Origin of the sequence: Leuconostoc suionicum (assembly GCF_001891125.1) — a bacterium.
GTDB classification, from domain to species: domain Bacteria; phylum Bacillota; class Bacilli; order Lactobacillales; family Lactobacillaceae; genus Leuconostoc; species Leuconostoc suionicum.
In genome coordinates, this window is record NZ_CP015247.1 from 1,838,821 (window position 1) to 1,852,695 (window position 13,875).

The following is a 13,875-nucleotide window of genomic DNA, read 5'->3' on the forward strand; positions in this document are numbered from 1 at the left end:
AAAACATTGAGTGTTTTTCTAATAATTGATTGTTTTGGTCACATATTAAACTGTTACAAAATAAAAAACATCTTTCACAGAGAGGATGTTTTTTATGATTGTTGTAATAATTGTTTAACCAATTCAAAACGCTTTACTTTACCAGTAGGATTGCGTGGTACATCATGGACGAAGAATATTTTTGTTGGCCGCTCCGGTTTAGATAAATTTTGTGTAGCATAGTTTTCAATCTGATTTTTCAGTTTGATATGTGGGGTTTCTTTATCACGACTGATAATTGCTAAAGCCACTTCTTCTCCGTAAAGATCATGAGGTAACCCGACGGCAATAACCTCCTCGATAAATGGTAACACACTAATTATTGACTCAATGGCATAAGGTGAAACTTTTTCCCCACCACGATTAATCATTTCTTTAACCCGTCCAATAATATATAAATAGCCCTCCGTATCAAAACGACCGACATCACCTGTTAATAGCCACTTATCTGCAAATGCATGCGGAGCAGGATCTAAATAACTTGTTATCACGTGATCACCCTTTAAAGCAATCTCACCTGTCATTCCTGATTCGTTTGTTAACTTTCCATCAACCATTAGTTGAACTTCGGTCGCTACGGGGATGCCAACAGAACCAATTTTAGGATGATTAAACGGATTCAATGTAATCAAGCTAGCCGCTTCAGTCATACCATACCCCTCAATTACTGGAATCCCAAACATCTGCTCAAAGGCATGCCAACGTTCTTCAGGTAATGAAAACGAGGCTGAACGGACATAGCGTAACTGCAGTTTATTTTTTTCTTTACCATATTCATTACGAGCTTGTTCATTTAACAACAGGATACTGATAATGGTTGGCACAAGAGAAATCCAAGTGACATGATGCTCTGCTACTTGTGACCAAAACTTACTAGCACTAAATTTGTCTGTGATAACCAAATTACCACCAGAAACAAAAGTTGCTAAAGTTGAAATTACCGTAGCATTAATATGAAATAACGGCATCACTACCATTGTGGTCTCTTGGGATGTTAATTTCTGACTCGTCACAATGTGTTGCGCTGATTTTAGTAATTGTTGGTGACTCAATGCTACTCGTTTTGGCTTGCCAGTTGTTCCTGATGTATTTAAAATTAAAGCAGTATCCAATTCAGTACCTGACATGACCATATTTTTTATATGTTTATGATTGATAAATATTGACCATTTTTTGTTTACTATCGTAGTTTCACGCCAACAATTGGTAACGTTTGTTGTAGGACGGTTTACTAAAGTTATGGCGCCAAAATATCCATACTCATTTACCTCTCTTTCTATTTCTATTAAAGCAGTCGAGGGAGCAACTAAATGGCCAATTGCACCTAATTCCCATAAAGCCTGATTAACCAGTGGATAATTAATATCATTGGGTAGGCTTATTGTTACCACTGCACCTGTTGTTATACCAATTGTCTTGAATTCATCTTTAATTTTATCAATTCGATGTCTTGCTTGACTTCCCGTTAACCATTCTCGATTTTGCGCATCTTTTAAAATCGGCTGGTTGGCTTTTGCTATCCAATGTTCATTTAACTTATCGATTAATTTAGTCAAAATAACACACCCTTCTTTAATTTTCATACGTCCCTAACTTAATCAAAATTATAACAATCTTGTATTATTTTAAGTTTAAAACTTAAAAAAAAGCTTTCTATTACCCATACTATTCTGATTTATTAATAAAACGTGGGTTATTTTCTTGCTAGTAGTGTCGTTATTATACTTAATAAAATTAGCTATACTCATAAAAAAGCAAGCACAATTAAGTTACCCTTAATTGTGCTTGGAACTATTTAATAAAATAGCTATGTATGAAGTCATTAATATTTGATTGGCAAAATTATTTAAAAGCTTGAATAATGTCAGGAATTGTACCGCCAAGAATTGCTACTATTGGTATTGCTGCCCACCAATAAGCCGCTGCAAACTCCCAAAAATTCATATGCTCACTTCTTCTACGAATGTACTTGCCCTTACGTGGATCAAATACAAACTCATTGTGATCTATTCTATCGTCTATATTATCTTGTTTGGGTTCAATTCCCAGTACAAGTGTATCTAGTGAGCAATCAAATATTTCAGCTAATTTAATTAAATTACTCATATCTGGTGTTGCGTCCCCTGACTCCCAACGAGAAACAGCTTGACGTGAAATGTACAGCTTGCCAGCAATATCTTCTTGAGACATACTCAAGCCCGTGCGTAATTTTTTTAACTGTATCGGAAACTGTATCTCCATGATTTATTCTCCTAAGTATATTTTATAACTTAATTATTCAACAAAATCGTGTGAAACGATAGCAATTAAATCAGTGAAAATAGCAATCTGCAACAGAAAAATGCGCACATATAGATTGCGAAAGGTGGAATTTTTGCTTTAATATCAGCTTTAGCTATGTTGCGCTTATTTTTTCAGGAGTTTTGCCCAAAAACTTTTTGATTTCTCTTTTTGTAGTTCTTTTTTTAAATTGTCGATTTCTGACACAAAATCAGACGTGTCTGAAACTTCGAGATACTGTTGTTCTTTTACATCAATCTTATGTTGTAAATCAAGGGAGAGCGTTTGTTGCTGGTCGAGTAATTTATGAAGTTGTTTAATTTGTTCATCTTTTGTCTTGAGTTGTTCTGATAAAGTCTTGACACTTTCTGAAGCGACATCAGAATGGTTATTATCAACATTTTCAGGCATCGACTCAAGATTTTTTAATTCTTCATGTGTAAATTCACGCTGACTGGGATTGATGTTCCAAGCCTTTGCTCTCCTATAATACGTAGCTTTACTAATATCAAGTTTCTTAAGAATACTTGTTAATGTTTTGAATTCTACTTTTTCACTCTCAGTCATTGTCTGATACCTTTCTGATAAACATTGAATATTAACAGTATACCTTTATCTTGAAAAATAAGAAATAGAAACAAAAAAACTCCCCTAAGAGAGCCTTTTACCTAAGTTATTGGATAATCATTAAAAAATTTATTTTGTCACCACTATTATACACCACCATTTGAAAATGGATTAAAAGAATTACGACCACCAGGGTTTTCAGTATACTTCATATATTCATCCCCAATCACACTTTGATAGATTGATGGAACCTGATTTTTCGTAACTAATTTAGCTCTTTTAACATACGAACCTTTATGTAACACAATAGCATAATGATATCCTTTTGGAATAGTACCCACTTCGAATTTCAACCATTCTCCCCCACCAAAAATGTCAGTTGTCACGTAAGCGTCCACTGGCTGTGGCATATTAATGATGATTTTTTTTGTTTTATGTTTACCATTTTTTTCTGTAACTTGCTCAGTACCATTTATTTTTTTCATAGTTACTTTTTCAGGTAGCACTGCATAACCATAGCTTTCCTTTAAAAAAGGATTGTATCGGTCAATCAATTGATTCTGCGTTGCTCTGCCATATGTCAATATAGAAATAAAGCATAAAAAAACAATTACACAAATAACTAGTATTCGAACGATTTTTTTATACTTCTTTCCCTCTTCTAAACTCTTATTAATGCTATCAATCATATCTGTCCCCTCTTCTTTTAACGTTGTGTCCAAAGAAAAACCTAAGTAATCACTCAACGTAACCAACATATCCAAACTCGGATAAGTGTCATTATTCTCCCAATGTGACACTGTTTGCCGCGTAACATGCAATTCTGTGGCCATTTGTTGTTGGGTTTTACCTAAAGTAATTCTTCTTTCTTTCAGTTTTTGACCGAGTTCCATGTGATTCCCCTCTCATAACAAATTTAAGTATACGAAATTGCAGTGTGAAAATCGAGCAAGTATTCTTTAACATGTTGATATGAGGGCATTTCAATACAATGATAGATAAAAAGAATGTTCAACTCATATTGAGTTGAACACTCTTTAAATTAATTCTCGACGGTTAATTCTTCCAAAGTAACCGGCGCATCAGTTAGTAATTTATAACCATCTTTAGTTATCAACACCGTGTCTGAATGTCGATAACCGCCTTGACCTTCAAAATAAATTGCTGGTTCCACCGATACAACCATATTTTCTTTCAAAACTGTGTCATTACCTAATGATAAGGTTGGCTCTTCATGGTTATTTAATCCGATGCCATGACCAGGTCGATGAAGAATGTTAGCCGTAAGATGCTGGTCAATAAGGTAATCTCGCACTTTTTTCTCTACTTCAGATGCCTTAACACCAGGTCGCAGCATATCGAGCATTATATTTCTAGCCGTCATCATTTGATTAAAGTGTAGTTCTTCTTCTTTTGTTGGTTTCTCCATGAAGAAAGTACGTTCACATTCGGCAGCATAGCCCGCTAATCTAAACACAGCGACGTTAACATTTGGCCCATGATCAACTGTTGCCTCCATATCAGGAATGCTATGGGGCATGAAACTATAAGTTGACGGCCATACACCATTTGTTACTCTATTTGTAAGACTAAAATTATCCGCGATTTCTTTACCAACTACCTTAAACGGAAGGTTGTAAAGGTCTATCACTTTGGAGTCGTTATTCACTTGTCCTAACGTTGCACGAACAACTCGACTACATACTCTTGCAGTCGTTGAAATTTTGTCAATTTCGTAAGCGCTCTTTATTTCACGTAACTTTTTGATTATATCATTTGGTTGCCAATCTACTGTCGGTGCCTTTGCAGTTATTTCTAAAAGTGCATTACTTTCGATACCAATTTTATCCAACCCTTCAAACTTTTTTGTAACCACCTCGTGCCAGTTTTGACCAATTTCAGACGTAACATCAAAATACGTTTGAATATCGTAATCAAAATAGTCAACATCAACATGTGATTCTTCTAATTTTGGTACCAGCATTAAAGGTTTCTTATCTGGATAAATAATTAAGAAAAACGGCCGTTGCTCAGGGCTATAATCAATATTGGTCAAATACCATATGTCCTCTACATCTGTTACTGCGTATGCACTTAACTCTTTTTCTTGCAAGAATCTTTGGCAATTTTGGATGCGGTTATTTATTTCATCACTGAGTATACTCATAATTTCCTTTTTTAAAATATTAACTGTGTTTATAATTAATCTTCTTGATTTTTAATTGCTTGAACATATAGAAACCAATCATAATCAATGTAAAGGCAACAAATATGCCAAACATAACCATCACATCGCTTTTAGCGGATCCACCAATCATCAACGTTTCTCGCAGTGCATTGACTGAATAAGTCATTGGCAAATATGGGTGTATGGCTTCAAAGAAACCATTTGACAATTGAATTGGATATGTTCCCGCGGAACCACCTAACTGAATAACCATCAAAATCATTGCTAGGAATGAACCAACTTTACCAAACCACAAGTTAAGGGATGTTACGACATTAATAAAGGTAAATGATACCAGAATCAGCACCCAGAAAGTTGCAACATAGTGAACTGGTTTGATGCCAATCATACTAATAGAAACAAAGTACATAATTGCTGCTTGCAGAAATGCGAATGGATAAAGCACAGACATCTTGCTTGCCCACCAACTAATAGCCTTTTTAGGATACTTTAGAGGTGTTACTAAATCAAACATCAAGTTAAAGGCAACAGCACCAACGAAGAGTGCCACTGACAACATATAAGGTGCCATAGCTGTACCATTATTAGGAACTTTGTCTTTTTCCACATGCTTGGTGCTTGCTGGGGTAGCTAATTGATTATATGTTAACTTATTTGAGTTAATTTTATTAACCTTGTTGTTTGCTTGACCTAGCTTGTCAGCGAGCGTTGTATTCCCATCTTTAACTTTCGTCAGACCATCACCAAGTTTTGCTGAACCATCAGCCAACTTAGCACTGCCATCTGCTATCTTTGTGGCACCACTAGCTAATTGAGTGGACCCGCTTAACAACTTACTGTTATTTGCAGCCAATTTATCCAGTCCTGCCGTTAGCTGACTACTTCCTGACGATAACTTTGACGTTGCTGAACCTAAAGCAGGCATCTTTTCATTTAGTGATGATAGGCCGCTGCTGATTTTTTGGGATCCAGCATTTAACTTATCACTATTTTGTGATAACTTTTGGGTACCATTGCTTAGCTTCAAACTACCATTAGCTAGGCTCTCAATACCACTGGTGAGTGATGGTACATTCGTATTAAGTTGTTCAAGCCCCTCTTGTAATTGTGCTGAACCACTAACTAACTGTTCTGATTTTCCGCTCAGTTGTGACAACCCATTGGTTAATTTTGTTGCCCCAGTACTTAATTGCGCAGTTGAATCACCAACGTTATTAAGTGAACCAACCAAACTACTTACGCCACCATACAACGTTTTTGTATTGTCACTAGTTCCATAACTAGTATTTAGTGTATTCACAGCTGATTTTAACTGCGACACACTTGTGTTACTTGATTTAATTAATGCGGTTAAGTTAGTCTGTAATTCACTTAGATTTGTTGTTGCTGATTTGAGTGAATTGTTAATGTCATCTGTTGGTAATAATGCCGTTTCTAATGCATTGACTTGCGTGTCGGTTAGCTTTTGTGTCTTTGCAACAGATTCGATTTTGCTTTGCGTACCGCTGATATAATTGCTAATCGTAGTAACGTTCGCTGCAAGACTACTCATACTACTTGTTAATTTAGTAATTTGCTCAGTATTTTGATCACTATTGTCTAACGAGGTCTTCAACTGATTCAATCCTGTCTGAAAACTTTGCAGCCCTGTTTGTAACTGCGTCATTTTGTTTTTAGCGTCGTCACTATTTAAAGCTGCATTCATTTGTGCCAAGCCATCGGAAACTTTTTGGCTTCCTTTATACGCTTCGTCTGTTCCGGTTGTGTATGCACTAACACCTTTGGTCAAAGAACTCGATCCGCTAGTTAATTTATTCACCCCGGCAGCTAAATTACTACTACCATGAGCTAATTTTTGCGCACCAGCATTAAGAGCATTGGCTCCCGTGTTTAGTTGGCTCACACCTGCTGTATACTGCTGCAAACCACTGTTTAAACTCGTTGATCCTGTAGATAATTGTGAAACACCACTACTTAACGTGGGCATTTTTTCACCTAATTGTCCTAAACCAGCAGTTAATTTTGAGCTTCCTGCATCAAGTTGACTCACGCCACTAAAGTATTGTGATAACCCGTCTGTCAGTGTATTCGTACCATTACTGAAAGTTAAACTACTTGAAGCAAGTGTTCGTAGATTTGTTGTGACCGTCTGATTTCCAGATTGTAATTGTTCAGTTCCATCAACTAACTTTTTGTTACCGTTAGCCGCTGTGCCCATACCATTTCCTAACGTTTTAATTTGTTTAAACAATGTCTCAGCATAAGTTTTGGTTACTTGTTTTGAAATTGCGTTTGTAATGCTTTCAGCCGCTGATTTTGAAAACTTTCCAGCGATAAAACTGTGTCCAGAACTCGTTGTATAGTGAATTAACATCTTTTTGGGATGTGCGTCCAGTAATGTCGTCGCATTTTTAGAAAAGTTCTTTGGGATTGTCATGACCATATAGTACTTGCCATTGGACAACCCTTTTTTGGCTTCTTTTTGCGATGGAAAACTAAACTTCATCGCATCTGAATCCGCTAAATTATCTTTTAGCTTAGCTCCTACTGCTAATTTATTTCCTTGGTAATGCACAGATTTGTCTTCATTGATAACTGCCACGGGCAAATCTTTTATTTTGCCATAAGGATCCCACATCGATTTAAGAAACCCAATCGCGTAAATTGACGGAATTAACACAATAGCGATTAGAACAACCACCATAAATTTATTTTTCCATATTTTTTTCCATTCTATTCCGAGCATGTTGCTCCCCTTTTTTAACAACGTGTTGCTTTTTTTGTAGCTATAGTTTATATTAGCATTGGTTATATATAAATCAATGTACAAGTACTAAGGGATTTGTCTAATTTTATGAGGAGAATAGTATGAATCGGCAGGAAAAAAATAAATTAACACAACAACGAATTATGGATGCTTTCGTGAAATTAGTTAGCGAAAAAGGCTTTAACAACTTAACCGTCTCCAACATCACACGAACAGCCAAACTAAGTCGTGGTACTTTTTATATTTATTATCTTGATAAATACGATGTGTTAGAAAAAATTGAGACTTATTTACTAACTAATATGGAAAAGCTAATGCAAAATAATATAGATAAGACAATATCTTGGCTAGACGATGTTGATAATAATAAACTATCGGCTGAGTTAGATACTTATTCACCGTATCGTAGTTTCATTCAGTCTTTTGACTTTCTCGATAAAAACCGTTTCACGCTTAAGACACTCCTCTCAAAAAATGGTGATTCACAATTTGTGTATAAGTTACGTCATTTGATTGATGAACAAATTGACTCACATTACAAAAATATTTTTAAAGATGGTAATGAGATTATTCCCAGTGACTATACACATGATCTATTAATTAGTTCGCTCATTAGCATTATTGGTCATTGGTTACAAAAAGATGACCCTGAATCTCCATCTGAAATTGCCGAAATTTTGATTAGAAGTCGTATACTGGCTGCTTACCAGGTAAAATAATTTTTGTAACACAAATCAAGTCTCGGTCATTTTTCTTTAAAGCGACAATGACACCACAGTTAATAAAACAAAGAGAATATGTTATTCACATATTCTCTTTGTTTTATATTTATATTTTAAAAATCAATGACACGGATTATAAACTTAGCTCGGCGAAATTGTACGTTTAATAGTTCGCAACAGTTTTTCTAGTTTTGCTAAATCATTAATGGCAGTTATCGATACTCTAATAAAATAGTCGTTATTTGATTTCCAACCACCTGCTTGAAACTGCGGACTGTATAATACATGTATTCCCAGCTTATCCAGACGATCTTTCACTTGTTTAATATTAATTGCAGAATTTATCTTAATCCATTGAAATGGACTCAGTGGTGCTGTTGTTTCAAAGACGTCCTCAAATAAAGCTAAACTAGTCTTTATCTGCTTCATTTGGCTATTAATTATCTTTAAAACAAAGTCATGATTAATTAAATATTTAATAATTTCAAAATCTAAAGTTGGCTCCTGTAAATTGAGATTTGTAAATGAATGTTTCATTTTTTGCTCAAACTTTTTATCAAACAATACCAACGCTACGCGAATTCCTGGAGCAACTATTTTAGAGAAACTAGATAGGTAGATTGTGTGACTCGGTGACAGGTTAATCATGGCTTTCTGTTTTTCAACATCCAAGTATCGTAAATAATCATCTTCGATGATTAAAAAATTATGGCTAATGCTTAGAGCTGCTAACTTCTCTCGCCGCCTAATGGACATGGAAACATTAGTGGGGTTCGACCGAAAAGGCATGACATAAACACCAGCAACTGTATGCGTTGTCAACATATCTTCCAACTGATCAAGCTTCATCCCCTCATCATCTTGTGGAATTGACAATAACTTAATATGCAACGTTTTAGCTAATTCAATAAAATTAGAATATGTGAAGTCATCCACAACTATGGTGTCTGAAGGTTTAAATAAAGCTGTTAAAATGATGGCGAGTGCGTTCTGTCCGCCATTTGTTATTAGGCTGACCATATCGCCAGATACATCTATGTTTAAATATTCAAACCATTTTTGTGTGGCCCTATCATAACTATCATCTAAGGATGACTTTGTGAAATACCGCAGTAACTTTTTAACGGGAATATTCTTAATAGCTTCTTTCACATAAAATTCTGCTAAACTATTTTCAACTGAAGTTACATTCAAAATACCTAAATCATTTACGCCTTCTTTTCCTTGAATAGTATGATCAGAAATGCCATTAGGCGATATAAAAGTACCTCGCCCCCTTTCGGTATATAATAAGCCATTTTTCAAACCAAGATCATAGGCATGTGTCACTGTGGTGAAGTGAATATCCAAAAAATATGACAATTCACGTTGCGATGGTAACTGATCGTGCGGCTTAAGGACACCCGTCAGAATGTCATCATATAAGGATTGATAAATACTTTTATAAAAAGGTTTCTCAAGTGGTAACTTGCTCGGTACCCATGGTAATTCATAATCATTCACCCCGTTCAGCCTCCTAAGTAAAATTTATCAGCATCAATACCTGTAACCACTAAAATATCTGTTCATTAAAAATCAGTATACACTAATCTATGCACAATAAAAATTATATGGCATACAATTTTTTTATTGTATGCTTATTTAATTGCTGTTAGCCTTATACTTATAAATTGTCCATTGAAAGAGTGAGGATAAATTGAATGATGAATAAGTTATCAAAGAGTATGCAAGCAATTATATTGGGCGTGGTATCTGCCTTCTTCTTCTCTCTTACATTTATATTTAATGAAGTTATTGCTAATAAAAATGGATTTTGGCTCTGGTCTGCCTCTTTACGATATTTATGGATGATGCCGATGCTTGCTTTGATATTCATTCCATTAGGAGGCTCCTTTAGGCGAGTTAACCAATCAATACGCAAACGGCCTCTATCTTGGTGGGCCTGGAGTCACTTCTGTTTTGTTCTATTTTATGTTCCGTTATGCCTAGCTAGTAATTATCTACCTGGTTGGCTAATCGCCAGTGTTTGGCAGGTAACTATTGTTTGTGGTGTTTTAACAACGCCTCTACTCAATATCGGTAATCTTTCAACAAAAATTCCTTTCCCTTGGCAAAGTTTACCTTGGATGCTTATTATTCTCTTCGGTGTCTTCCTAACAATTCTCCAATACTTGGGTGCTATTCAAATTTCTAACCAAATATACTTATCAATACTAGCGATAGTGATTGCGGCTATTTGTTATCCACTTGGAAACCGAAAAGTTATGATGACTGCGCCAAAAATTACCGGTCTCGAAAGAATGTGGGGCATGCTACTGTGTACCTACCCAACGTGGATTTTGTTGGCTATTGTTAGTTTCTATATTAGTGGTGCCCCTACTGCCAAAACAATGGTGTCCACTCTTTTAGTGGCACTGTTTTCTGGTATTATAGCGACCGCTATATTTTTTCATGCAACTTCCTTAGTTTTTCGAGAAATCAAATCGTTATCGAAGGTTGAGGCTACTCAAGCGATGGAGCTCGTTTTTTCCATCTTATTAAGTGCAATCTTTCTCCATCACCCTTTTTCACTCAGTTGGGAACTCGTAGGTGTCGTAGTGATTATAGTAGGCATACTGGGAATTAGTTTGCGTAAGTAATCTTCCCGAGTTATCAACCACAGCGCTTTTTTTATCAAAGCACAACAGTAAACGTTTGGGTTTTAGTTCAACATATCGCCACTATTCGCATCAAAATAGTGCACACTACCGTCCTTGAATTTGATAGAGTAACCTTTTACTTGTGTGCCATCAGATTTAAAATAATAAGTATGTCCGTCAATAATCTGCTTACCTGTTAAAGGTACTCCATTGCTGTCTAAGTACTTCCAAGTGCCATCATTCATTTCTACAAAGCGATTCTTAATCGTGCTAGCTGCTGGCGACTGATTGGTATCAGTTATACCAAAAGGATATAATACTGCTGAAAAACTTTTTTCAGAATTTGTACCATTAATTGTAGCGGTTAGTTCTGTTGCGCGTGTACTGTTAATTAAGTTGCCAGCAAAACATCCAGAACCAACTCTTTGAATACTAGATGGTAATATTATATTTGTCATTTGATTATCAATGAAGGTACCATCCCCCATTGTTTTCAAAGTGTTTGGCAAGTTGATACTAGTAAGTTGATTGCTAGCAAACACAAAATCATTCAATGCTGTCAGACCATTATTTGGTAAGTTAACTTTTGCTATATTATTTGACGCAAATGCATACCAGCCAATACCTGATATGTCAGTGTTTAGGCTGTTAGGTAAAGTTAATGTGTTTGAAATTTGGTTATCATAGAAAGCAAAATTCCCAATCTGTTTCAGATTTGTTGCTTTGGAGAAATCTACGCCCGTGAGGCCTAATGATTTAAACGCATTAGCAGCAACCTTTGTCACATTCGTGGGAATAACAATAGTTTTACCGAGTGTGGTGACGCCCGATTTAATACCTGTCACTACTGTTGGATCATTGTGATCATAAGTAAAACTTTGTGGATTACTTATGCTACCAGATGCCCCTTTCCCATAAGACTGATGCTTCAATGCATATTGCTTAGCAACGGCATCCGCCTGCCCAGTATTTTGTCCAAAAGCTTCATAACCATACCAGCGAACCGGATGATTGCCACTACTATCTAATACATTATTGGGTAACACCGTAATATGTGAGGCTTGATTTCCATAGAAAGCTCCTGAGCCAACACTTAAGCTATTCGTATTTTTTATCGTTGTCAGATCAACCGTCTTTAAGCGATCACCGGCAAATGTCCAATCACCAATTGATGTAATTGTTGCTGGAAAAGTGACCGATGTCAGATTAGGATTTTTGGCAAAGGCACCATCGTTAATATGTGTCACACCGTTAGCAAACGTGACTGAGCTGATCGCGTTATCATAGAAAATATACCATCCTAAATTATTGTCATTTAGATTAGGATACTGCACAGCTGTTAAACGATTTTTAGCAAAAGCAAAATCTCCGATAGATTTTAGGTTAGTTGCTGAACTAAAATCAACACTCGCAATGCCTTGATTGTAAAAAGCAGTGCTAGCAATACTTGTAACATTATTTGGAATCACAACCTTTGCCCCTATATGTTGTGATGAATTGTCCGAAAAACCATACAAGACCCCATTCTTTATTTTGAGAGACGGTTGTGGTACGCCATCAGCATGGACAATCGTGCTATTGATACACAATGCACCACCAACAAACAATATAATGAACATCATTCTGATCAAAAGATATTTGCCTCGAGTTTCTCTAACCGTATCATCGTTATACATCATACATTCATTCCTCCCCTACCTATTTCGTGCTGCAATAAAACTCCTTCACAACATGCTTTACGATAGAAAACTGGCTAAGCACTGTTAACGCCGAATGAGACATCACATACTCAGAATTCTCTTATCTCTGTTTTTATTATAAATCACATTATTCATTAATACCTCTTTCAACACTTGATGGGTTAATAATATATTAAATTAATATATTTTAATATATTGCTATATTTGTTATCATTAAAATATATTAAATATGAACGTGCAACAACTTATTCACGTTAAAAGGTGTTGATGATATGGAGTCGCATATGATTGCAAATAAAAATAACTAATCTGCATCAAATTTGAATTGTTGGTGCAGATCATAAAGCTCATGACAATTTAAAGAAAAGAGATCAAAGCAGACATGTTTATAGGAAAAAAAGTAAAACTATCACACTATCATGACGGTGACGGCAAAAAATTTGCTGAATGGCAATGGGATGATGCGTTCAATAACCCGTTATCAGATGATATGATTCATCCTCATACCGCTGAGGACTGGGAAAATATATTTAGACGTTCATCTAAAAGCAAAGAAAATGTTGAATTTACTGTTAGAAAAACAGAGAATAATGATTTGGTCGGATTTGTTGCCTTGTTTGACCTCAACATACGCAATCATACTGGCGAATTAGCGATTGGTTTTCCTAAAAAGGAAGATCGTCTAAAAGGTTATGGATCTGAAACCTTGAGCTTAATCTTAGATTATGGTTTTAACAATTTAAATATGCATAAAATTAAGCTCACCGTTTATCCATTTAACACACCTGCTGTGAAAGCCTACAAAAAGAATGGATTTACCAAAGAAGGTACCTTTAAAAATGAAGTCTTCTATGATGGCAAATGGGTCGATATTGACCATTACGCCATCTTCCAAAATGACTGGTATGCTTCCCAAAATGAGTATCAATGATAATCAATGCTAAAAAACGCGAAATAACATAATGTTATCCCG

11 protein-coding genes are annotated in these 13,875 nt (G+C 35.6%); 3 read left to right on the forward strand and 8 right to left on the reverse strand.

Going from position 1 to position 13,875, the window contains the following annotated elements:
- Positions 1-92: 92 nt before the first annotated feature.
- The 6 genes from A6B45_RS09230 to A6B45_RS09255 all read right to left on the reverse strand — a co-directional run bounded on the left by A6B45_RS09230 (position 93) and on the right by A6B45_RS09255 (position 7,820).
- Positions 93-1,595, reverse strand: coding sequence for an AMP-binding protein (locus A6B45_RS09230; protein ID WP_072614514.1), 1,503 nt, complete (start codon positions 1,593-1,595; stop codon positions 93-95).
- Positions 1,596-1,881: 286 nt separating this feature from the next.
- Complete coding sequence (locus tag A6B45_RS09235; RefSeq protein ID WP_173674452.1) at positions 1,882-2,280, reverse strand: helix-turn-helix domain-containing protein; 399 nt, start codon at positions 2,278-2,280, stop codon at positions 1,882-1,884.
- Positions 2,281-2,445: 165 nt separating this feature from the next.
- Entirely contained in the window at positions 2,446-2,886 is a 441-nt protein-coding gene (locus tag A6B45_RS09240) for a hypothetical protein (RefSeq protein ID WP_072614297.1), read from the reverse strand.
- A gap of 146 nt (positions 2,887-3,032) precedes the next feature.
- Positions 3,033-3,779: a helix-turn-helix transcriptional regulator gene (locus tag A6B45_RS09245; RefSeq protein ID WP_072614298.1), complete on the reverse strand. Its 747-nt coding sequence runs from the start codon at positions 3,777-3,779 to the stop codon at positions 3,033-3,035.
- A gap of 149 nt (positions 3,780-3,928) precedes the next feature.
- On the reverse strand, positions 3,929-5,053 hold the full coding sequence (locus A6B45_RS09250) for a M24 family metallopeptidase (protein WP_072614299.1): 1,125 nt from the start codon (positions 5,051-5,053) through the stop codon (positions 3,929-3,931).
- Positions 5,054-5,072: 19 nt separating this feature from the next.
- Positions 5,073-7,820, reverse strand: a complete 2,748-nt coding sequence (locus A6B45_RS09255; protein ID WP_072614300.1) for a YhgE/Pip domain-containing protein — start codon at positions 7,818-7,820, stop codon at positions 5,073-5,075.
- Between the two features lie 122 nt (positions 7,821-7,942).
- Here A6B45_RS09255 and A6B45_RS09260 point away from each other — a divergent pair, with 122 nt between their 5' ends.
- Positions 7,943-8,560 carry a TetR/AcrR family transcriptional regulator gene (locus tag A6B45_RS09260; protein WP_072614301.1) on the forward strand — a complete coding sequence of 206 codons (618 nt, stop codon included), beginning with the start codon at positions 7,943-7,945 and terminating at the stop codon, positions 8,558-8,560.
- A gap of 144 nt (positions 8,561-8,704) precedes the next feature.
- Here A6B45_RS09260 and A6B45_RS09265 read toward each other — a convergent pair whose 3' ends face one another.
- Positions 8,705-10,066 carry an aminotransferase-like domain-containing protein gene (locus A6B45_RS09265; protein ID WP_072614302.1) on the reverse strand — a complete coding sequence of 454 codons (1,362 nt, stop codon included), beginning with the start codon at positions 10,064-10,066 and terminating at the stop codon, positions 8,705-8,707.
- A 197-nt stretch (positions 10,067-10,263) separates the two neighbouring features.
- On the opposite strand from A6B45_RS09265, the gene A6B45_RS09270 reads away from it, so the two are divergent.
- A complete protein-coding gene (locus A6B45_RS09270) occupies positions 10,264-11,202 on the forward strand; it encodes a multidrug resistance efflux transporter family protein (protein WP_072614303.1) in 939 nt (312 codons plus the stop codon).
- Between the two features lie 62 nt (positions 11,203-11,264).
- On the opposite strand, the gene A6B45_RS09275 is transcribed toward A6B45_RS09270, so the two are convergent.
- Positions 11,265-12,881, reverse strand: coding sequence for a leucine-rich repeat protein (locus A6B45_RS09275; RefSeq protein ID WP_072614304.1), 1,617 nt, complete (start codon positions 12,879-12,881; stop codon positions 11,265-11,267).
- A gap of 403 nt (positions 12,882-13,284) precedes the next feature.
- Here A6B45_RS09275 and A6B45_RS09280 point away from each other — a divergent pair, with 403 nt between their 5' ends.
- A complete protein-coding gene (locus tag A6B45_RS09280; protein ID WP_072614305.1) occupies positions 13,285-13,833 on the forward strand; it encodes a GNAT family N-acetyltransferase in 549 nt (182 codons plus the stop codon).
- Positions 13,834-13,875: the final 42 nt, after the last annotated feature.

Coding starts and splice junctions, on each gene's coding strand:
- A6B45_RS09235 (WP_173674452.1), bottom strand. CDS start 2,280: ATGGAGATACAGTTTCCGATACAGTTAAAAAAATTACGCACGGGCTTG.
- A6B45_RS09240 (WP_072614297.1), bottom strand. CDS start 2,886: ATGACTGAGAGTGAAAAAGTAGAATTCAAAACATTAACAAGTATTCTT.
- A6B45_RS09245 (WP_072614298.1), bottom strand. CDS start 3,779: ATGGAACTCGGTCAAAAACTGAAAGAAAGAAGAATTACTTTAGGTAAA.
- A6B45_RS09250 (WP_072614299.1), bottom strand. CDS start 5,053: ATGAGTATACTCAGTGATGAAATAAATAACCGCATCCAAAATTGCCAA.
- A6B45_RS09255 (WP_072614300.1), bottom strand. CDS start 7,820: ATGCTCGGAATAGAATGGAAAAAAATATGGAAAAATAAATTTATGGTG.
- A6B45_RS09260 (WP_072614301.1), top strand. CDS start 7,943: ATGAATCGGCAGGAAAAAAATAAATTAACACAACAACGAATTATGGAT.
- A6B45_RS09270 (WP_072614303.1), top strand. CDS start 10,264: ATGATGAATAAGTTATCAAAGAGTATGCAAGCAATTATATTGGGCGTG.
- A6B45_RS09275 (WP_072614304.1), bottom strand. CDS start 12,881: ATGATGTATAACGATGATACGGTTAGAGAAACTCGAGGCAAATATCTT.
- A6B45_RS09280 (WP_072614305.1), top strand. CDS start 13,285: ATGTTTATAGGAAAAAAAGTAAAACTATCACACTATCATGACGGTGAC.